General features: G+C 44.0%; 12 protein-coding genes and 1 pseudogene. 8 read left to right on the top strand and 5 right to left on the bottom strand.

Annotated elements, in window-relative coordinates:
* Nucleotides 1-110: 110 nt before the first annotated feature.
* Nucleotides 111-1,418: pseudogene (locus JFC06_RS01390) on the bottom strand (RNA-guided endonuclease InsQ/TnpB family protein).
* Nucleotides 1,419-1,529: 111 nt separating this feature from the next.
* The gene (locus JFC06_RS01395; protein WP_227670228.1) at nt 1,530-3,536 is read right to left on the bottom strand and encodes a mechanosensitive ion channel family protein; all 2,007 of its coding nucleotides are present in this window, start codon (nt 3,534-3,536) and stop codon (nt 1,530-1,532) included.
* Between the two features lie 390 nt (nt 3,537-3,926).
* Here JFC06_RS01395 and JFC06_RS01400 point away from each other — a divergent pair, with 390 nt between their 5' ends.
* The 8 genes from JFC06_RS01400 (at nt 3,927) to JFC06_RS01435 (ending at nt 18,418) form a co-directional block, all read left to right on the top strand.
* Entirely contained in the window at nt 3,927-5,891 is a 1,965-nt protein-coding gene (locus JFC06_RS01400; protein WP_227670229.1) for a TonB-dependent receptor domain-containing protein, read from the top strand.
* A 344-nt stretch (nt 5,892-6,235) separates the two neighbouring features.
* Complete coding sequence (gene ahcY / locus JFC06_RS01405) at nt 6,236-7,660, top strand: adenosylhomocysteinase (protein ID WP_198333695.1); 1,425 nt, start codon at nt 6,236-6,238, stop codon at nt 7,658-7,660.
* A 23-nt stretch (nt 7,661-7,683) separates the two neighbouring features.
* The gene (locus tag JFC06_RS01410) at nt 7,684-8,532 is read left to right on the top strand and encodes a methylenetetrahydrofolate reductase (protein ID WP_198333696.1); all 849 of its coding nucleotides are present in this window, start codon (nt 7,684-7,686) and stop codon (nt 8,530-8,532) included.
* 200 nt (nt 8,533-8,732) lie between these two features.
* The gene (locus JFC06_RS01415) at nt 8,733-9,620 is read left to right on the top strand and encodes a 16S rRNA (uracil(1498)-N(3))-methyltransferase (protein ID WP_198333697.1); all 888 of its coding nucleotides are present in this window, start codon (nt 8,733-8,735) and stop codon (nt 9,618-9,620) included.
* Nucleotides 9,621-9,682: 62 nt separating this feature from the next.
* Nucleotides 9,683-11,395 (top strand): putative bifunctional diguanylate cyclase/phosphodiesterase, encoded by a 1,713-nt coding sequence (locus JFC06_RS01420; RefSeq protein WP_198333698.1) that lies wholly within the window; start codon nt 9,683-9,685, stop codon nt 11,393-11,395.
* A 393-nt stretch (nt 11,396-11,788) separates the two neighbouring features.
* Nucleotides 11,789-13,582, top strand: a complete 1,794-nt coding sequence (locus JFC06_RS01425) for an acyl-CoA dehydrogenase C-terminal domain-containing protein (protein WP_198333699.1) — start codon at nt 11,789-11,791, stop codon at nt 13,580-13,582.
* A gap of 338 nt (nt 13,583-13,920) precedes the next feature.
* Complete coding sequence (locus tag JFC06_RS01430; RefSeq protein WP_193006894.1) at nt 13,921-15,705, top strand: acyl-CoA dehydrogenase C-terminal domain-containing protein; 1,785 nt, start codon at nt 13,921-13,923, stop codon at nt 15,703-15,705.
* 259 nt (nt 15,706-15,964) lie between these two features.
* Nucleotides 15,965-18,418, top strand: coding sequence for a site-specific recombinase (locus JFC06_RS01435; RefSeq protein ID WP_198333700.1), 2,454 nt, complete (start codon nt 15,965-15,967; stop codon nt 18,416-18,418).
* 62 nt (nt 18,419-18,480) lie between these two features.
* Here JFC06_RS01435 and JFC06_RS01440 read toward each other — a convergent pair whose 3' ends face one another.
* From JFC06_RS01440 to JFC06_RS01450, 3 genes are all read right to left on the bottom strand, one after another.
* Complete coding sequence (locus tag JFC06_RS01440) at nt 18,481-19,338, bottom strand: symmetrical bis(5'-nucleosyl)-tetraphosphatase (protein WP_193006896.1); 858 nt, start codon at nt 19,336-19,338, stop codon at nt 18,481-18,483.
* Nucleotides 19,339-19,400: 62 nt separating this feature from the next.
* A complete protein-coding gene (rsmA, locus tag JFC06_RS01445) occupies nt 19,401-20,264 on the bottom strand; it encodes a 16S rRNA (adenine(1518)-N(6)/adenine(1519)-N(6))-dimethyltransferase RsmA (RefSeq protein WP_193006897.1) in 864 nt (287 codons plus the stop codon).
* Nucleotides 20,265-20,456: 192 nt separating this feature from the next.
* Nucleotides 20,457-22,430: a protein-L-isoaspartate(D-aspartate) O-methyltransferase gene (locus tag JFC06_RS01450; protein WP_198333701.1), complete on the bottom strand. Its 1,974-nt coding sequence runs from the start codon at nt 22,428-22,430 to the stop codon at nt 20,457-20,459.
* Between the last annotated feature and the right edge of the window lie 143 nt (nt 22,431-22,573).

Raw genomic sequence — 22,573 nt, forward strand, 5'->3', positions numbered from 1 at the left:
CATCCTTATCTAAGACATTTGTTTAGTTGATACTTTTAAGGCTGATTCCATTTGACACACTCCCACCACTTTCGCCGCGCTCAAGTGGGGGATTCTAAAAGCATTAGCCTTTAGGCGACATTCTCACGACCGTCGCAAGTTTTCTGTTTCATCGGGCGACCTTTACTGCATCCTCCCTCCGCAGACAAAACGGCATGTCCTGCCGATAAAATATTTTTAGCTGCATTAATATCAGCGTTGGCTTTATACCCGCATTTGACGCACTCGAATTTGGACTGAGTTTGTCTGTTATCTTTAGCGATATGCTTGCATTGATAGCAGGTTTGGCTGGTGTAGCGTGGGTTTACTTTGATAAGTAAGCCGCCGCGCCACTGCTGCTTGTATTCAAGCATATCAATCATCATACCCCAGCCTTGATCTAAAATGGATTTGTTTAATCCTGACTTGGCTTTGACATGACGACCTTTATTCTCCACCGTACCGCTGGCAGATCTCGACATATTAGCGACCTTCAAATCCTCACAAGCAATCATGGCGTGGTTTTTGCTGATGCTGGTGGTGATTTTGTGCAGGTAGTCATGACGAATATTGGCAATGTGGCTGTAGAGCTTTTGAATCTTGCAGTTTTGCTTTTTCCAGTTTTGGCTAAACAGAACCTTTCTGCTTAATTAACGCTGTAATTTGGCAAGTTTGAGTTGGTTGGCTTTAAAGCTGTTCTTGGGTTTGATGTATGTACCGTTTGAGGTGGTGAGTAGTTTTGTGATACCCATGTCCAAGCCAATGGCGCTTGTGGCAGGGTGAACCGGCTTTTCGCCCAGTTCGCGCTCAGTGCCAAACGATACGTACCAGTGACCTGACTTCTTGCTAATGGTGACATTCTTGATGACACCGATGATGTCTTGAGACTTTCTAAATTTCACTAGACCAATGCCATTCGGGAGTTTGATGCGATTGCCCTCAACACGGCAGTATTTATCAAACTGAACCAAGCGAATGGAGTCACAGCCATCTGCTTTGCGCTTAAATTGTGGCATCAATGGGCGAAGTTGAATCTCTGTGCCATCAGCCAGTTTAAAGAACTTGGGCTTTTTGGGTTTCTTTTTATTTTCTTTGAGTCTGGCGTGTACTTTTGGGTCAAAGAATCGTGACCATGCTGAGGCAAGATCGCGTACCTTTTGTTGTAAGGTGACGGCATTAGAGCTTGTTTTTAAGAAAGAAAATTCAGGATTGTTCTTTAAGCCAACAATTTTATTAACCAAATTGGTGGCATTGATAAACTCATTTTTAGCAAACATCTCAAACGATATTGCCAGCATGTGATTCCAAACAAAACGCGCTGAGCCGACAAGATTATTTAAGATAATCTCCTGCTCTGCATTAGGCTCAAGCCTAAATTTGTACGCTTTGTTGATTTTCATAGTGCCGATTCACTGTGTTTTTTAAAATAATTTCTAAAATTTAGTATAGTTTATTTCAGTACATAATTTGTATGAATATATAATAAGCGCTAGGCAAAATTCACCGCCACCCTAATGTCGGGTGGCGTCCTCTTTCGCGGTTTTGATAGAGAAACCAAACTTTTCTCTTACGTGCTTAAATTTGCTTTTCTGTAACAGGCGGTGTCTATTTCTGAACGCTCTGAATGAGCTGCTTTTTTTACTTTTGGCTGACCCAGTCCCTTTCCGATTAGATTTTTCATCGTCTTTAGTGCCGTCGTGATCTTTATTTAAATCGACCGCACCATGGTCATTACCATTATGGTCATCACTGTTATTGCTGGCAAAGGCATCCGTGTCATCAGACGGCTGCCCGTCTGTCGTCTCTTCTATTGATTCAGCAACGTCATCTTCAACGCCACTTTCCCTATGATGCTCAAGCTCCGCTTGATTAACAATAAGCTGCTGCGTTGGTAGCGCGTGCTCGACCTTATATTTAGCCACTTGGTTCAATATATCGACAAATAAAACGTTTTGTTTGTCATAAAACTCAGTAATACCATTAGCATTAATGTAAGCCTGCAATTGAATGACATAGCAGTCTTGTCGCAGCTCTAAGATATTGACTTGATTCCATTCTTGGTTGGTTAAATAGTGCTCATTGATAAATTCATCTAAGTCTTTTACCATCTTGAAGACCACGTCAATATCCGCGGTACGCTTAAGATATAACTGATGAAAAAAGCGGAACATATCACGAGAAGTAAAATTCTCAATCTGCATCGATGAAAAATCACCATTTGGTACAGTGACAATAGTACGTGTCAATGTGCGCACACGCGATGAGCGAATACCAATATCAATGACAGTCCCTTCATAAGTACCAAACTTACAATAGTCCCCTATCCGTACTGGTGAGTCTGCCACTACAACGACACTACCAACAAGGTTTTCAATGGTCTTTTGTGCACCAAGTGCTAACGCCAAACCACCCACACCCAAGGCTGCAATACCCGTCGTCAAGTCAAAACCTAAATTACCAAAGATCACAATGACAGCAAATATTAACAGTAAGGCTTTGACGACCTTGCGTAGCAGTCCCAAAATTGAGACTCGCTCTGTATAGTTTTTCTTGTAGCTTAAATTGACCGCTCGCGTAAATATGGCGTCGATGACCCGAAGAAGCAGCCAAGTTAAGGCAAGCCAAGACGCAATCTCAGTAAAGCGGTTGATGGGCTCACGCAGCGTCACTGACACGCCAGCATAAACCATCACCTCAGACAATATCAGGGCCATAATAACCACAGCCAATGGCAGTATGACCTTGTCTGGTAATGGTAAGGGCACACCGCGTACGCGTGGATAGGCAATTCGCAATAGATGGTACAGTAGCCACACCATAATATACGTGAACACAAAGCTACTGACGATCATGGTTAGTGCCGCCACTAAGTCAGCCATTTGATAGCCAAAGAGCTTTTTCCCTTCTAGTGACTCAAAGGTGTAACGAGACACCAAGGTTGGTTCCGTATTTTCTATTACTTCTGGTATTGAGCTGAGCGTATCAGTCGAAAACTGCCAGTACTGCTCACCTTGGTCAGACACCACTCTTTCAAGTAGCAGTGGCACGCTTTTCTCCCCGACATTAATGACCCCAACATTCTCTTGGCTAGGTGGTAATTGGTCGGTTAGATTACCGTCAGGCGTATTGTTAATCTGCAAATCCTGCTGAAAGCGGCCGCCAGCATCCAGTGCTTGCTTAAACTGCCTTACAATGGTGGTCGGATTATCAGACTTTGATAAGTTTAGATAATTACTCGCCAACAAATAGTCATTTTCGCCCAGTGCACTGATAAACCCCTGTACCGTGTGCCGCGGTGTGTCTCGCCCAAACGAATCTGGTAACGGGGTACTTACCGACTCTTCACTGCTGCTACCCCCGATCCCAAGCGCTCCAGGTTCAGCAGCAAAGGCCGGATTAGGTAATAGCAGACTTGCTAACATCGCGAGCAAAAACACCATTACCATTAAGGGCGTTTTGATGCTTGGATATGGAGGAGACAACTCAGTGTTCAGAATCAGATTACGCTCAATAGACAAAACAAACCTCTTAATTTGATAAGTACTACAACCCAAATAGATAAAAACTGTGACTATAATAGCAATTATTTCTAACAGCAGTACTTTTGATTATGGGTTTTTATAACCGTTTATATCATCGTCCACATAGTCATGTGTGGGCTACTTTATGTCCTCATTTGTCATGGCCACCTCACCCTATTGCCAATATACAACGCTTATACTGGATAATACTTGCCTTCAAATACTCAAAAGCCATGCATCATGAAGACCCCTCAGCTTAGCGTGAAGAAACATTAGGTTAAAGTGGTTTATAAATGAAGCACTTTTATAGATAATGGCGACGTATAATTTGCTTATTACATTTTGTAATTTTTAGCTGCTCAACTCTCGCTTCTGTAATGTCTTTATTTGATTAATTTGGAATTAAACATGGTTTTATCACGTTCGTCTTCGGCCACTTATCTTCGATTGTGTATTCTAAGCGCGCTTGGGGTCTGTGCCGTTAGTGCTACAGCTGCCACTACTGATATAGAGGTTGTCAACGCTAAGGAGTTACCACAGGTTGAGCTTGATGAAATCGTCGTAACGGCCACGCGTACGCCTACCAAAACCAGTAATGTCATTGCGCAAACGCGAGTGATTGATAGTGAAGACTTAAAGCATTTCCAAGGCCAAACCGTAATGGAAGTTCTGAGGCGTCAGCCAGGTTTTAGTATTAAACAAGATGGTGGTATGGGTCAAAGCAGTAACTTTTATCTTCGTGGCTATGATAGCAAACGCGTATTGGTGCTAATAGACGGTATTCGTTATGGCTCAATGTCAACTGGACAACCCGCTTTAGGCTTATTGCCTGCTGACCAAATCGATCGTATCGAAATATTATACGGTGCTTCAGGCTCTAGTATTTACGGTTCTGACGCTATGGGCGGCGTTATTCAAATCTTCACTAAAGGTAATAATGTTGAACAAACCAACTTCTCAATTACTGCAGGTGTTGGATCGCATGACCACTATGTATATGGTGCCTCAGCACAGTTTGCAAATGAAGAAGGCGCAAAACTTAGTCTTTCTGCTAGTCGCAATCAAACCAAAGGTATTAGCGCTCTTGAAAACCGATCAGGCAATGATAAAGATGACGATGGCTTTAAAAGTGATAACTTTGCACTAAATGTAAGCATACCTTTAACTCAAAATATCAGCGTTGGCGCAACTGGGCTGTTCGCTAAGTCGACTACTGAGTTTGATAATTTTAGTTTTGGACCAGGACCAAACGCGGAGATTGATCATGAAAATGGTGTAGTATCAGCATTTTCACAATACGAAAATGATAAGTTAACAGTACGTTTATCAGCAGGTCAAAGCTTAGACAAGCTTGATAATAAAGTTGGTGATGCGTTTGATACCAAACAGAAACAAGCGAATCTAATAAGCACTTATAAATTACCTCTAGGAAAAGTACAAGCTGGTGCAGAATGGTTACAGCAGGAAGTCGACCTGACAGATAACACTCCTAGTGCCAGCGGTAAAGATAAGTATCAAATAAATGACCGTGATATTAAGGGTGCTTTTGCTGGTTATCAATTGAATGAGGATACTTACGATTTCCAAGCCAATGTCCGCTTTGATGATAACTCACAATTTGGTAACGAAACTACATTTGGTCTTGGCTACGCTGTAAAGCTAGCACCCGGTTTACGTCTAGGTACTAGCTTCGCTACTGGTTATAGAGCCCCTACTCTGAATGACTTATATATTGAAAGCTTTTACTATGTTCCAAATGCAGATTTAAAAGTTGAAAAGAGTAAAAATGTAGAAGCGTTTATTGAGACTAACACAGCCATACAGAACACACGTCTGACTGCATTTAATAGTGATGTCGACAATCTTATTGATAACAGATACGATAACAATATTAAAAAATATCAAGCACTTAACATTGATGAAGCAAGATTATCAGGTTATAGCTTTACTTCAGACTGGCAGCTAAGTAATATTTTATTTGGCGGTCAATATACTCGCACTAATGCCGAAGAGAAGTCAGGAACTAATAAAGGTAAACAATTAGTATATCGTCCTGAAAATACGGGCTTAGTATATGTAGGTTACCGAGCTGCAAACTTTGACATTCGTACTGAAGCAGAGTATGTGGGTAAAACCTATAACGTTGCAGACAATAGCACTTTTATAGATGACTATACGTTGTTCAACATTAGCGGTAATTATTATCTGAGCCCAAACCTGACATGGACAAGTCGTATTAATAACTTAACCAACGTAGACTATTCAACTAATGAGAGTTTTGGACAATATGCTTCGCGTTATAATCAAGACGGCACTAATTTCTTCACCTCACTCACTTATAATTGGTTTTAATCTTTGAATTCATAAAAGCCAATAACAGTGAAGAAGAATCAAGGTCATCAATCGATGGCCTTTATTATGGTTATCAAAATCGCAACTGCCTATCCGAGCATGGCCTATCATTTACACTATCCAATAGGTGACAAGCTCGGCCTCATCTATTACAATAACGACCTCCGAGAGGTGTTGCGCCATAAGTATGAATAGCGGTATTCATGTTCGAAGACCCACTATTTTTTCCTTATGTTAGGCTCGGTTAACTGTTAGTGGCCCTTCTTTGGTCATTCACAGCGCAAATAACGGCACCTGCGTTTTTATTCTTTTTATCATAACTCAACCACTGATAGGAGCATATTATGGACGCAGTGTCTAACACCCCATCTGCCCATACGATCGACCCCTCTTTCACTGACTATAAAGTCGCTGACATCAGCCTCGCTGATTACGGCCGCCGTGAAATCACCCTTGCCGAAGCTGAAATGCCTGCCCTGATGGGCTTGCGCCGTCGCTATGAAGCCGAGCAACCGCTTAAAGGCGCTAAAATCGCTGGCTGTATTCATATGACGATTCAGACTGCCGTACTTATCGAGACATTGGTCGCGCTAGGTGCAGAAGTACGCTGGACCTCATGTAACATTTTCTCAACCCAAGATCATGCTGCGGCGGCCATTGCTGCTGCTGGTATCTCTGTTTACGCGTGGAAAGGCGAAACGGAAGAAGAGTATGAATGGTGCCTACGCCAGCAAGTACACGTTGGCGGCGAAGCATCAGGTCAGCTTTGGGATGCCAACTTAATTTTGGATGACGGTGGTGATTTGACCGCGCTGATTCATGATGAGTATGCTGAGCTTCTTGACAACATCCATGGTATTTCAGAAGAGACCACCACTGGTGTCCACCGTCTGGTTGAGATGTTGAACAAAGGGACGCTAAAAGTACCAGCCATCAACGTCAATGATGCCGTTACCAAATCTAAAAATGACAATAAATATGGCTGCCGTCACAGCTTAAATGACGCCATCAAACGTGCGACTGATATGTTCCTTGGTGGTCGCCGTGCTTTGGTTATCGGTTATGGGGATGTGGGCAAAGGCTCTACGCAAAGCTTACGTCAAGAAGGCATGATTGTACGGGTTTCAGAAGTCGATCCTATCTGTGCGATGCAGGCTTGTATGGATGGTTTTGAAGTCGTGTCTCCTTACCTCAATGGCGACAATACGGGCGGCGCAGACAATATCAATACCCAGCTGCTCGAAAACACTGACATGATCGTCACCACGACGGGTAACTATCATGTTTGCGACAGACATATGCTAGCGGCGTTGAAGCCTGGCGCAGTGGTTTGTAACATCGGTCACTTTGATACCGAAATCGATACCCAATTTATGCGTGACAACTGGCGCTGGGTTGAGATCAAGCCACAAGTTCATCAAATCTTCCGCTCAGATGATGAAAATGACTATTTGATCTTGCTTGCTGAAGGTCGTTTGGTGAATCTCGGTAATGCGACTGGTCACCCATCACGCGTGATGGACGGCTCATTTGCCAACCAAGTATTGGCACAAATGTACTTGTTCGAAGAAAAATTCGCTGACCTGCCAGTTGATGAGCGCTTTGATAACTTATACGTCAAAGTATTGCCGAAGAAGCTTGACGAAGAAGTGGCTGCCGCTATGGTGGCAGGCTTTAATGGTACGCTGACTAAGCTGACCCAAAAACAAGCTGAGTACTTAGGTGTGCCTGTCGAGGGTCCATTCAAACCTGATGCTTATAAATACTAGTCAACGTACTGAGGAGCACGACTATGAGTAAGCCTGCTTTCTCGTTTGAGTTTTTCCCTGCAAAAACAGAGCAAGGCCACGAAAAGCTACTGAGTACTTTTGATGAGCTAAATAAGCTGTCACCGACCTACTTTTCCGTCACCTATGGTGCGGGCGGCTCTACCCGTAGCCGCACATTAAATATTGTTCAAGCCTTATGCGCGCGCGGTGACACTGACATTGCGCCGCATATGTCTTGCATCGGTGATGACAAAAGTGAAGTCGCTGAGCTACTGGAGCTTTACAAAGGTTTGGGCATTAAGCGTTTGGTAGCCCTGCGTGGTGACTTGCCATCCGGTCAAGTTGGTATGGGTGAGCTGCCATTTGCTTTAGACTTAGTTAAGTTTATTCGCGAACACTCAGGCGATCATTTTCATATCGAAGTTGCCGCTTATCCTGAGATGCATCCACAAGCGCGTAGTTTTGAGTTTGATGTAGACAATTTAGTCAATAAATATCAGGCGGGTGCGAATGCTTCTATTACGCAGTTTTTCTATAACGCCGACAGCTATCTGTACTTGCGTGACACGCTAGAGAAGCGTGGTATCGATACCACAGCCCAGCCTTTGGTCGCTGGTATTATGCCAATCACCAATTCTAGCAACCTAGTGCGTTTTGCTGATAGCTGTGGCGCTGATATTCCTCGCTATGTACGTAAACGGCTGGCTGACTTTGGTGATGACAGTAAAGCCATTCGTGAGTTTGGTTTTGACGTGGTTTACCGCTTGTGTGAGCGTTTAATCGCCGAGGGTGTACCAGCCATGCATTTTTACAGCATGAATAAAGTTGAGCCCAATAAGCGCTTAGTGGAAGCGCTGGGACTGACTGCGTAAACGACGATTCAATCATAGAGTGAATAACTGGCGTTCTTAGGAGCGCCAGTTTTTTTATTGCTGCCACTATTTATTGCTTGGACAAAACTGTTGATAAAAAATATTCGGCAACCTCTACTAGCAACAATCCCTTTACCCACGTAAATGATATTCTGCTAAGATATTTACACACACTATTCAAAATATAGGACTAAGCGACTGTGCGACGTTTTTTTTATGCCACCAGTAATGACATCAATGATGAAAAAGAACCCAGCTATCCTCAGCTGAACACTTTACCGATTGGTGCTAGCATCGAGCTGACAGAGAGCATTGTCCATCATTGGTGCCGCGTCTTACGGGCAAACACGGGTGACCAAGGTGTTTTATTTGATGGCTTTGGCGGGGAGTATCAGGTACAGCTACAAACCATCAGTAAAAAACATGCCTCTGTGAGCTTACTGGCTCATTTGGAGGATGACCGTAGCGCCTCTGTGCGCACTAAAATTGGCCTAGTGATGAGTCGCGGTGAACGAATGGACTATGCGATTCAAAAATCGACTGAGCTTGGTGTCACAGCCATTCAACTACTCAGCAGTCATCATGGCGAGGTCAATCTAAAGCCAGCACAAGTAGAAAAAAAGCTGGCTCACTGGCAACAAGTCGCTATTGCGGCGTGTGAACAATGCGGCCTCAATCGGCCGCCGCTTATTATTGCCCCTGTCTCTATTCATGAGTGGCTACAACGCCTAAATACAAGTACTGTAGAGGCGCAAATGACTGCGAAGCCTCTTGATGTCAGCTCTATTGTCTCTACACTGAGCCAAGACCCTTATTATCAAATATTGCAGCAATCATCTGACTTGCGTATGCAGCTAAGCGTGCCAGCAGTGGGACAATCTGCCATGCCAGCCTCGCTACCCGCCGTCCTAAAGCAAAAAACACCTTATATCGAGCTGTTAATTGGCCCTGAGGGCGGACTTAGTCAAGACGAATGCAAGCAAGCAGCAAGGGTTAATTTTGAGCCATGGCAAATTGGCACGAGGATCTTACGTACCGAGACTGCACCGGTGGTGGCACTGGCGACGATGCACGCTTTGAGCCACTAATAATTCTGACCCTATGTGCGTAACCCTATTTATTATTTAATGTTGACGTTATGAGCCCAATTATGACTACTTTTGCTCCTATTCCAGTCGCAGACAAACAGCAGTTGCTGGCCAAATTATGCGAGCAACTTGATGACGCCATATTTATTTTAGATGCTAACTTACGCTATTTATGGGTCAATGCCAGTTACGAGATCATGATTGGCTACCGTGAGGCGTTTATGCTTGGGCGGCCCCTTGGTATATATGCAGCAGAATTTTTATCTGAGGAAGAAAAAGCGATTTTAGCAGATATTATTAGCCACTTAGACAGTAGTGGCTTTTATGAAAACCATTTTTCGATGCCAAATCGCTATGGACAGATACTAGAATGCCATATGACGTATCGCAAGATTTGTATCGCACAGACTGTTTATTACGTCGGTATGGTGCGTGATGTGTCATCAGCCATCAAAGACCAAAGGCAGGTAGCGCATTTGCTCAACTATGACCAATTGACTGGATTACCCAATCGTAAAGTGTTTTTGAGTCAAACCAGCGACTTGCTATTGGACAGCTACCAAGAAGTCGTCATCGTGCGTTTCAATATTGACCGTTATCGTAGTCTTGCAAGCTTACTAGGGCCTGATGGCATCAACCTCTTAATACAAGACTTTGTCACACGCGTCAAAGCACTCAAACTGGATAATTTGCACTGTTTTTCTCACTTTGGTGGCGATGATTTTGCCTTCTTGTTCGAGTGCCATGACGCCAACATGACACGTCATCAGCTAGACAGTTTAATGCAAATGTGTGAACGCCCTTTCACCTTAGGGGAAAATGCGGCAACAGAAGCTAATATCTATTGTCGTATCTCCGTGGGTGTCAGTTATTTTCCTGAAAATGATGATACGTTAATAGGATTGTTAACCAAAGCCGAAAAGGCGCTACACTATGTCAAACAGCAAGGTGGAGATGATATCTGCTGGTATGATACCGCTATTGATGAAGCCACTGATGGCAGCTTACAGTTAGAATCTGAGCTTCGAGCTGCCACAACGGAAGGACAATTTGTTCCTTATTATCAACCAAAATTTGAATTAGCGACCGGGATTATTACGGGCTTTGAGGCTCTAGTGCGCTGGCAACATCCAACGCGAGGACTCCTAAAACCAGTACATTTTATCAATGCGATTCTCACACATAAGCTGTCGTTTGAGCTTTTCTCACAAATGGCCATTCAAATTGCCAAACAGCTGTCTGCTTGGCAACAGCAAGGCTTTTGTCAGCACATCTGTATCAATGCTGACGCCGCTGAGTTTAGCCACCCTGATTTTTTTGAGATGGTGAGCAAGCTATTTATACAGCATAATATTTCTGCGCATCAATTGCATATTGAGGTGACTGAATCCTCCTTAATTCAGCGCCATGCCAATGTCAAAAAACAGCTTGATTTGCTCAAAGAGCTAGGGGTCTTTCTTGCGTTGGATGACTTTGGTACTGGCTATGCCTCCTTAAGTTATCTGCAAGAATATCCGTTTGATTTTATTAAAATCGACAAAAGCTTTATCACGAATATTGAAACCGATCGTACCCAGCATGCCATTGTAAAAGCCATTTTAGACCTAGCCGTTGCGCTCGACATGCAAGTGATCGCTGAAGGCATCGAGACTGAGGAGCAGCGTGACGTGCTATTGGCAATGGATTGTCAGTATGGTCAAGGGTATTGGTTTGGCAAACCAGTAACCGCTGACGTTGCCACCAAGATGTTGATTCAGCAGGACGCTACTAAATGACCCCAAGTTCGTTGACGTTTATTTTCTCAGTATCACGAGTGTTTTCATACGGTTATTTGTCATAAGCTTTAGCGTCTAACGTTGATCGTATAACGGATGCAACATAGGTTCATGACTTATCAGTGCTGTCACCAAACTTGTATAATCGCCTACGAAAGCCTATCTTTTACAGTGAATTTGTTAGATCTTGTTAAGTCTCAAGCCGACTCTGACAATCACCATTCTTTTCAATACATATTTTGTGTAATCGATAACGTCACCAATCTGCGTTACTGCCTAGTATTTATGTAAATACATTGGTTCAGTGTGAGCAGGACTATGCGCTAAGTGATAGTGCAGACGTGTGCCTATTGTGAACTATCATCGGTTACATACTAAAAAGGACAGGAAGTTATGCAATACAAAGCACCCTTACGTGACATTCAATTCGTGATGCATGAGCTACTTGACAGCGAAAGCCACTATAAAACTTTGCCGGCCTTTCAAGAAGCGGATCGCGAGCTGATGGACAGTCTGTTTGAGATGGCTGCCAGCTTTGCGGAAAACGAGCTATCACCATTGAACCAAAGCGGTGATGCCGAAGGCTGCCAGTTTGACAATGGCAAAGTGACTACGCCAAAAGGCTTTAAGGAAGCTTATGACGCATATTGCGAACTTGGTTTCCCTGCTCTGTCGGCTGAAGAAGAGTTTGGCGGTCAAAACATGCCATTTTCATTGTCTACTGTTATCAATGAAATGGTTGGTACTGCCAACTGGTCATTCTCTATGTACCCTGGCCTATCACATGGCGCCATTCAAACCATCGAACATCACGGTACTGACGAGCAAAAACAAACGTATCTAGAAAAAATGGTGACTGGCGAATGGTCAGGCACCATGTGTCTTACTGAAGCACATGCTGGCTCTGACTTGGGTATTATCCGTACCAAAGCTGAACCTAAAGAAGATGGTAGCTATAGCATCACGGGGCAAAAAATCTTTATCTCTGCCGGTGAGCACGATTTAACAGACAATATCATTCACATTGTGTTGGCTCGCCTACCAGGCGCACCTGCTGGCACAAAAGGCATCTCACTATTTATCGTACCTAAAGTGATGGTCAATGCAGACAACAGCTTAGGCGAAAACAATAACGTCGTTTGTGGTTCTATCGAACACAAAATGGGTATCAAAGCTTCTGCGACTTGTGTGATGAACTTTGATGGCGCAACGGGTTACTTAATCGGACCTGAAAACCGTGGCCTACAGTGCATGTTTACCTTTATGAATGTTGCCCGTATCGGTACCGCTGTTCAAGGTCTAACCGCTGCAGAGTATGCGTTCCAAGGTTCATTAACTTATGCCAAAGACCGCTTAGCCATGCGTTCACTATCCGGTGCTAAAGCGCCTGATAAAGTTGCTGACCCTATTATCGTGCATCCAGCCGTTCGTAACATGCTATTGACCGAAAAAGCCTTTGCTGAAGGCGGACGCGCATTGGTTTATTACCTCGCACATTTTGCCGATACAGTGGCAAAAGGCGAAGGCGATGATCTGAAATTTGCTGACCAAATGCTGTCACTATTGACACCAATTGCTAAAGCCTTCCTAACTGAAACGGGCCTTGAAGCTGCCAATCATGGCGTACAGGTCTATGGTGGTCATGGCTTTATCAGTGAATGGGGTATGGAGCAAAACGTGCGTGATACACGTATTGCTTGCTTATATGAAGGCACCACTGAAATCCAAGCACTTGATCTGCTAGGTCGTAAAGTGTTGGGCTCACAAGGTAAGCTGCTTGCAAATTTTGTCAAAATCATCCAAAAATTCTGCAACGAGCACAAAGAAAATGACGAGATGGGCCAATTCATTCGCCCACTTGCCAAGCATCTTAAAGAATGGGGTGACCTAACGGCTCGCATTGGCATGCAAGCCACTGAAAACCCAGACGCTGTCGGCGGTGCTGCTGTTGATTACATGTACTTCAGTGGTTATGTGACCCTTGCTTACTTATGGGCTCGTATGGCGCTGGTTGCTCAAACAGCTATTAAAGACGGCAGTGGTGAAAAAGCGTTTTATGATGCCAAGATTAAAACCGCTCAATTCTACTTTGCGAAGTTGTTACCGCGCACGACCACACATGTCCAGCGCATCAGCACAGGTGTTGAGCCGTACATGAGTATGGACGTTGATCAGTTTGCCTTCTAATTAACAGGCTAAAATATTAAATACTTTATTCGCTATCGGCAACATACTTCAGTGTGTTGCCGATTTTTTTATGTACATAGGTGTGTCGCATTGTTTATAAACGCTTATAGACGTTTAGACGTTGATGGGCTCTCTTTGTGCGTGGCGGTGGTTTACATTGTGCTTAAGCACTGCAATAGTCGCTGCTAACTTTTGGTGCACGCACAATTCACGAAGAATTATCCCTGCGCGCAAGCTTATTTGTTAAACTTTGACTATGAACCGCTAATGTTATCCCTGAAGAACCGTTAACACTCTTAACAACTACAATTTTATTTATTTGAACCAAAGGAATGTTTATGGCTGTTTATAATGCCCCTCTAAATGACATGCGCTTTATCTTAAATGATGTGTTTAAAGCGCCACAATTTTGGCAAAATAACGAAAACTTAGCGCATGTCGACATGGAAACAGTCGATATGATTTTAGAAGAAATGGCAAAACTGTCAAAAAACATTCTACTACCTATCAATCGCAGCGGTGATGAAGAAGGCGCAACCTTTGAGGGTGATGGTGTCGTCACGACCCCTACTGGCTTTAAAGAGGCTTATAAGCAGTATGCGGAGTCAGGCTGGGTAGGTTTGAGTGGTAACGCTGAGTACGGTGGTCAAGGCTTCCCCAAGATGGTCACGATGCTCACTGAAGAGATGGTGTTTACGGCCAACCAATCTTTTGCCCTTTATCCGAACCTGACAGTGGGTGCAACGCTTTGCCTAAATGCAGCGGCCTCTGAAGAGCAAAAGCAGACTTACCTAGAAAAAATGTATAACGGTGAATGGTCTGGTACCATGTGTTTGACAGAGCCACATGCTGGTACTGATTTAGGTATCATCAAGACCAAAGCCGTGCCTAACGATGATGGCAGCTACAATGTTTCTGGCACCAAAATCTTTATCACTGGCGGTGAGCACGACCTCACTGAGAACATCATTCACTTAGTATTGGCAAAAACGCCAAATGCCCCAGAAGGCTCAAAAGGTATCTCACTGTTTGTGGTACCAAAATTCTTGGTCAATGAAGATGGCAGCTTAGGCGAGCGCAATACATTGGCTGTAGGTTCTATTGAGCACAAAATGGGCATCAAAGCCTCTGCTACTTGCGTCATGAACTTTGATGATGCCAAAGGCTGGATGGTCGGTGCAGAAAACACCGGTCTGTCTTCAATGTTTATTATGATGAACTATGAGCGTGTTACCATGGGTCTACAAGGCCTTGGTGGTTCTGAGCTTGCTTATCAAAACGCTGCTTTATATGCCAATGACCGTGGTCAAGGCCGTAGCGACACGCAGCTACAAAGCCCAGAAAAGCCGGCTGATGCCATTATTCATCATGCTGATGTGCGCCGTATGCTATTAAACGCCAAAGCCAATACTGAAGCGTCACGTTGCTTTGCGATGTACGTTGCCAAAAATCTTGATGAAGAAAAGTTTAGTACCGATCCTGAGTCAGCCAAAGCAGCAGCTGCTCGTGTGGCGCTACTAACGCCAGTTGCTAAAGCGTTCTTGACTGATAAAGCGCTAGAAGCAACCGTTGATTGCCAGCAGGTCTTTGGGGGTCACGGTTATATACGCGAATGGGGTATGGAACAAATCGTCCGTGACACCCGTATCGCTCAGATTTATGAAGGTACCAACGGTATTCAGGCACTTGACCTACTAGGTCGTAAAGTGGCTCGTAACAATGGTAAATATGTCACGCATTTCTTAGGTGAGATTCGTGATTTTGTCAATAACATGCAAGCAGACCATGGTATCAAACAAGCCACGCTAGATGCAGCAGACACTATTGAAGCGCTCACCACAACGGTTCTTAGCAATATTGGTGAACGTAAGAATGAAGTGAACGGCTGTGCAGTTGATTATATGCATGCCTTTGGCTACCTCGCCTATTCATACATGTTTGCATTGATGGTGGAAGCGGCAAATGGTAAAGAAGGTGACTTTTATACCAACAAAGCCAAGCTTGCGGATTATTTTGTCGGCCGCATCTTGCCACGTATTGATGCTCACGCACAAATGGTCAAAGCGGGTAGTGATCCAATGATGAACTTTGATTTAGATTACTTTGATGTACCTGCTAGCTAGGTAGTCATTGTGATTGCCCGATAAATCTCTCATAAAAAGGACAGTAATATCACTGTCCTTTTTTTTGTCAAAATAACTGCTAACAAAATAATTCACTATCCATGCACAGTTATGATTAAAATAACGCAAGATAAAGTGTCGCTCAAATTAAACTCAGGTGTGACCAAATTTTTAGCAAATGCCATTATTATTATCACTTATACGATGCACAGTATTAAATAATAAAAGCGATTGAAACAACGATAATAAAAGGTGCGACGTGTCAGAATTAAAACTCATTTTACAACAGATTACAGCGCTAAGCGATGTGCCCGACGCTGCGGTACTGAAACGCTTGATAGATGAGCTGCGAGTAAGCGACAAGGAGCCTGCGTTAGCGAATGAAAAGATTCAGTCGCTTATTGATATCCTGTATCAGCATCCAGAGTATGGAGATGGACTTTCTAGCTTTGTTTTAAGACTTATTATCCAGTATCGTCAGATCGCCCTATATACCGATACTGGCATCATGTCAGATCAGGGGTTTTTTAACAGTTTACGCCGTTTGGTTGGTCATCGATTTTTACCACTACTCCCCCAAGAAGACTCAGTCGTTGAGCTGGTCGGATATTTATTTAGCAAGCGTTCTGATGAGCGCTGGCTCGCCAATATCGAAAAAGAGAAATGGGATGAGCTGGTTGCATTAATTAAAGTAGAAGCAAAGCATTTAGACTTAGTTGCCACGGCAAAAAACAGTATTTTAAACGCTATTATCATTTTATCTTATCGTGTCAGTGGTATCGGTTTGCATCCTGACTTGATGGAGTCTTATCCACAAATTCTAAATTACTCAGCGTCTTTTGTGGCTCAAAATCAAGAAGCCGTGCTATTCGTCAACCAGTACAGGCAAGCGCATGAGCTCGATACTTTAACAGATATTACGCCTGAAGATGCAGTTGATCCAGCGCCATTACTGGTTATGATTGAGCAGTGCGAAGACATCGTGGCCACGGTCCGCAAACGCATCTATAAAACGGGTATCTCTATTCGTTTGACCAATATGATGCTGCGTTTAGATCAAAGCTTACAACGCATACGCATCTTAACTCAACTGGTGACAGACGACTATCAAAAGCGTGATCGTGCAGTGATTGAACTGATACAAACGCTAATCACCACTTCTAATCGCCGCTATAGTATTGGTTATCTGATCGATAACAATACCAAATTGCTCTCGCGTAAAGTGACTGAAAACGCCAGCCGCGTTGGTGAGCATTATATCAGTACCGATAGAGCCGGCTACAAACAGATGTTTAAAAAAGCATCTATTGGTGGCTTTGTTATCGCTTTTATGGCTACCATCAAAATATTGGCATATCAGTTGGCACTCGCACCGATGGGCCGCGCGTTTATTAACAGTATGATTTATGGTTTGGGTTTCGTATTTATTCATGTCATTCGTGGCACAGTGGCAACCAAACAGCCAGCCATGACGGCGGCGGCGATCGCCTCCACTATCTCTGACGGCTCTGGTAAAAAATCCCATCAATTGACCAAACTATCAGAGTTGGTCGTTGATATTTTACGTACTCAGTTCATTGCGATCATGGGTAACGTCATGCTCGCCATACCCGTTGCTCTTATGATTTCTTTTGCATGGCTACAGTATACGGGCACGCCGATGATTGACTCAGAAAAAGCAGGGCATCTGCTCCATGACCTTGATCCGTTTCACTCCCTAGCCCTCCCTCATGCTGCGATTGCTGGTGTTTATTTGTTTCTATCCGGTCTGATTGCAGGCTACTATGACAATCTCGCGGTTTATAACCATGTGGGCGCACGTATCCAACGCCATAGACTACTAAAGGCGATACTGCCCAAGTCATGGCTTCAGCGTTTAGGGGGGTTTGTAGAGGCCAACTTAGGCGCGATTATGGGTAACTTTCTATTCGGGGTCTTTCTTGGCAGTACGGCGACCCTTGGCTACATATTTGGCTTGCCAATTGATATTCGCCATATTGCTTTTGCCTCTGCGAACTTAGCCCATGGCTTATTCAATTTATCGGCTGATCAAATAAGCTGGAATATTATTTTAGTGTCCATACTGGGTGTGGCGCTTATTGGTATCGTCAACCTAATAGTCAGTTTTTCACTGGCATTATTTGTGGCACTGCGTTCTAAAGAAGTACGTTTCTTCGAGTGGGGACGCCTCACAAAGTTGATTTTTGGTCATATTATTAGCCATCCTTCTGATTTTTTCTGGCCCCGTGACAAACCCATGAAGTACGCACGTATCGATAGTCAAGGACACATGATATTTGACGATACTTCAATGCAAAAAGATGGAAAAGCATTGCCCAGTAATTATGTAGTGCGGCGCTTGTCTGATGTCAGAGTCCTGCCTGAATCTCGGCAAACCAGTACGCAAAGTGCACAAACAAACACAGACATATACTATGACAATCAACCCAAAGGTAATCATACACAGCCTCATGTCTCGCCGGAAAAGGTCGTGGATCTTGATGATGGTCTGGTAGATGAAGAACTAAACAGCGTGCCTTATACCGATGACATACAGTATGACAAGGCAACCAAAACGCTAAATACCTTTGACAGCGACAATAGTAACGACACTAGTGATAAGCAAGGTGGTGCTGAGCACGACAACAAAACCACGGGCGATGCCAAAACCCCACTGCCAAAACCTAAAAAACCGCCTAAGCTGCCCAGTTAAACGGACAGCTTAGGCGGTTTCTACGGCCTGACAACTTGTATGACCGCTAAAATAACAACAAGTCAGTCGTCGTTCGTCTCTGATGATGGGCTCGGACAGTGCGCACTTGACTTAATGACTTTTCCGTCACTCAATCTATAAGCTAATAGATAGTTGCCCCAAACACAGCCACCATCAAGCGCGCGAGCATGGGGCAGGTCGACCTCACCTTGCAACGCGGCCCAGTGACCAAATAATATCTTACGCGTGCGAGGTACTTGCCACTCAAACCAAGGTAAAAAGTCCTTTGGCATCGGTTCAGTTAAGCTGGCATTAAAGCTAAATTCCAGAGTCCCATCCTGCTTACATAAGCGCATACGGGTAAAGTAATTGGCAATTGCGCGCATTTTGGTAAAGCCGTTAATATCTGGGTGCCAGTCATCAGCTTGTTTGCTGTATAGGTTCGGCAATAACCGATCGAGCTGTGTTAAGCTGCTTTGTAGCTGTGCCTCCAACTCCTGCGCGTAGCTCTCTGCGGCCTTAATGCTCCAGTGCGGCGGGATACCAGCATGCACCAACACCGTATCCTCGTCAGGATAAGCCAGTAACGGCTGCTGGCGCAACCATTCAAGCAACTCATCGCAATCCTCAGCAGCAAAAATCGGTGCCGTTTTATCTTTTTTCTTGATTTTGGTCGCACCGCGCCAGACAGCAAGCAAATTGAGGTCATGGTTGCCAAGTACCGTCGCTGCTGCTCCTTGTTCACATAACGCTTTGATATCACGCAACGTACTCAATGAGTCCTCACCGCGGGCTACCAAGTCACCGGCAAACCACAGTTTGTCTTGGCTTGGATCAAAACTCAAGGTTTCAAGCAACTGAAGATAGGCCGCATAGCAGCCTTGCAGGTCACCGATGACATACTGATGGCGAAAACACATAATACCTCAATGGTTTAGATGTAAAAATGACAAGAAAACCAACATCAAAAAGCTAATACTCACTACACTTCTAGATGCCGCGCACGATTGCTTAAATTCACAAAGTCTGTAACGCTTAACGTCTCAGGGCGCGCTTGTGGATCGATACCGCAAGTAGAGAAGTCCTCCTCGCTAAGCGTCGGTAACAAAGTTGACTTCTTAAAAATAGCACGTAGCGTCTTGCGACGATGATTAAAGGTTTCGCGTACAACGATAGCAAAATGTTCTTCATCTTCTGCAACGACAGGCTTATCAACGTGCGGTGTCAATCGAAAAACAGCACTGGTCACTTTTGGCGGCGGATTAAATGCACCACGTGGCACCGTTAGCAGATAGTCAGTATCACAGTGATACTGCATGATGACCGATAAACGGCCATAGGTTTTGCTACCGACGTCAGCGGTGATACGCTCAACCACCTCTTTTTGCAACATAAAATGCATGTCTTGAATCACATCGGCATAGCTGAGCAAATGAAACAGTATCGGCGTAGAAATATTGTAAGGGAGGTTACCCACCACGCGCAGCTTACCGCGCTCCTCACTATACAGCTCACGATAATCAACATGCATGGCATTGTCTTTGATAATCGTGAAATTTGGATGACTGTTGGCACCAATGCGAATACGCAAGCTGTCTGCCAAATCGCGATCCAGCTCGACCACCGTCATCGCCTCCACTTCTGCCAATAATGGCTCAGTCAGCGCGCCCATACCTGGCCCAATCTCGATTAAATTATCATCACGTTCTAGGCGTATACTGTCAACGATTTGGCGAATGACACTGGTGTCGTGCAAAAAGTTTTGACCAAAGCGTTTACGCGGTTGGTGTTTGGCAGCTTTTAAGCTGTTGGAGATGGTTTGAGCATCAAACGTAGTTTTGGACATAAAAGAGTCTTCATGTATAAATGATAAATGGGCTAAGCGCTGTGGCAACAACGTACTTTTTCTATAATAACGAATTATAACACAGCTCATAATTAGGAGGTTTTTTCGAGACACTTTATCTATAAACCATCCGCAATGTAGCGCAACCAACACGATGGTTTTTGGTTCTCAAACGATTTGCCGTAACGTTTTTTATACACCAAACGGGAACGTATCGAATGCTCCTTCTTCCCTCTCTTTTGTCAACGCTTCAACTGCACGGGTTTTATCAAACCAGATATATTCATCAAACTGAGCTGGCAAAGAGGCGTAAAAATAATGACTTTGCCGCTCAGTTTCAGGTCTATAAATGACACCGATCGCTCGCTCTAGTCGCTCTGGGAGTAATTTTTTACGGATGTGTTCATTTAGTGGGTAACGTAAGGGTAAAAGAAAATTATCCATAGGAACATCATGAAAAATACGTTCATAACTGTCAATATGTGATGGCTGGACTTGTTTTATCTCCATCGGCCCTCCCCAGTCAGAAGCCGCGGCAACCGTACCATGATCGGTGCCAAAACCTATATTATAGACTTTTTCACCATATTTTTGCCGTGCCAATTGGCCGATGTTGAGTTCACCACGGGCGCTCATTTGGGTGGCGCGCGCATCACCAATATGAGAGTTATGTGCCCAAACAACAGCCTTTGATTTGGGGTCTTTAAAATCAAGCACCGCCTGTAAGACTTTAATCATATGCTGATCGCGCTGATTCCATGAGTTCTCTTCAGCATAATACATGGTTCGGTAATAATGTTCGGCATCGACTATCAGCTTAGCATTTTGTTCGGCGTCAAAAAATTGTTCTTCATTGGCCACAGAATACTCTAAACGCTTTTTGAGTAAATCCTGTAAATTTCTAAGCACTTCTATTTCACAGTCCTTGTGTTGCTGGGTGATCACAGCACGACCGTACAAAGAAGGCTCATCTGACCAAGGCATCAGACAACCATAACGGTCGCGAGCAGTCTTTGCCATCTTAGGATCGACTTTTTGTAAATAGTCCAACACACTGTCAATAGAGCCATATAAGCTGTATAAATCCAGACCATAGAACCCTACTTTTTGTTCTGAAGATTTGGTTTTATTGTTATAGTCATGAAGCCAATGGGTAAATTCGAGCATAGATTGATTGGCCCACATCCAAGTAGGAAATCTAGAAAAAGGTTTATTTTGAAGCGATGCTTCCTGTTGTTGTCCTTGAATATAACGATTGATATGTGCGGCATCTGGCCAGTCAGCTTCAGCGGTGACGATAGTAAAGCCTTTCTTTTCTATGAGCTCCTTGGTTATACGGGCACGCATGTCATAAAATTCAGCAGTACCATGTGACGCCTCCCCAAGCAATACAACACGGCTGTCACCGATACGCTCTAAGAGATTATCCAGATTAACGTTGTCAATACTGGTAAAAGACTCACTTGACTGACCGATCAATTCAGGCAAAGTCCTAGCCCTTGATGTGTCATCACTTTTCTCTTTCCAACCTGCAGCGCCAATCAGCGGCACAAAACGAACGTCTTCCAATTCTTCTGTTTTATATTCGTTGTTACTGATGCGCTGAATACGAACCAGTTTTTGTGACTTTAAGGAGGTGCCAACGGGAATGACCATACGCCCGCCAATGGCTAACTGCTCTTTGAGCGTTTGAGGTACTTCTGGTCCTCCTGCGGCAACGATAATGGCATTAAAAGGCGCATTTTCAGGCCATCCAAGCGTGCCATCGCCATGCCTGACCTGAACATCGGTATATCCCAGATCTTTAAGTTTGGCTTGGGCGGTATCGGCTAAAACTTTGTGGCGCTCAATCGTATAGACCTGCTCACAGATCTCCCCGAGCACGGCGGCGGCATATCCAGATCCTGTCCCAACTTCAAGTACTCGGTCATCTGATTGCAACTCAAGTGCGGCCGTCATCAATGCAACAATATAAGGCTGTGAAATGGTCTGATTTTCCTCAATAGATAAGGGTGCATCTTTATAAGCAAATTCGACGAGATCGGCAGGTATGAAAGCTTCACGTGGTACCGCATTCAGCGCATTGAGCACAGTTTGATCACGAATGCCGCGAGCCACAAGTTGGTCATTTATCATTTGCTGTCTTAGTTCTTTAAAATTATTCATGATAATTTCCTTAATTTTCATTTCGGAATATTTAATACCATAGATATATTTAGTCCTAAATAAAACAGATGAACGTACATAGTTAAGGAAAAATTATTTGCTATCTGTAAGTCTTTACATCTGTAAGTCTTTACAAAGGCTAT

Origin of the sequence: Psychrobacter namhaensis, from assembly GCF_016107545.1 — a bacterium.
Lineage (GTDB): Bacteria > Pseudomonadota > Gammaproteobacteria > Pseudomonadales > Moraxellaceae > Psychrobacter > Psychrobacter namhaensis.

What these genes read in the sequence shown, in the direction of transcription:
- ahcY (WP_198333695.1), top strand. Translation starts at nt 6,236, where the DNA reads ATGGACGCAGTGTCTAACACCCCATCTGCCCATACGATCGACCCCTCT.
- JFC06_RS01410 (WP_198333696.1), top strand. Translation starts at nt 7,684, where the DNA reads ATGAGTAAGCCTGCTTTCTCGTTTGAGTTTTTCCCTGCAAAAACAGAG.
- JFC06_RS01420 (WP_198333698.1), top strand. Translation starts at nt 9,683, where the DNA reads ATGACTACTTTTGCTCCTATTCCAGTCGCAGACAAACAGCAGTTGCTG.
- JFC06_RS01425 (WP_198333699.1), top strand. Translation starts at nt 11,789, where the DNA reads ATGCAATACAAAGCACCCTTACGTGACATTCAATTCGTGATGCATGAG.
- JFC06_RS01430 (WP_193006894.1), top strand. Translation starts at nt 13,921, where the DNA reads ATGGCTGTTTATAATGCCCCTCTAAATGACATGCGCTTTATCTTAAAT.
- JFC06_RS01440 (WP_193006896.1), bottom strand. Translation starts at nt 19,338, where the DNA reads ATGTGTTTTCGCCATCAGTATGTCATCGGTGACCTGCAAGGCTGCTAT.
- rsmA (WP_193006897.1), bottom strand. Translation starts at nt 20,264, where the DNA reads ATGTCCAAAACTACGTTTGATGCTCAAACCATCTCCAACAGCTTAAAA.
- JFC06_RS01450 (WP_198333701.1), bottom strand. Translation starts at nt 22,430, where the DNA reads ATGAATAATTTTAAAGAACTAAGACAGCAAATGATAAATGACCAACTT.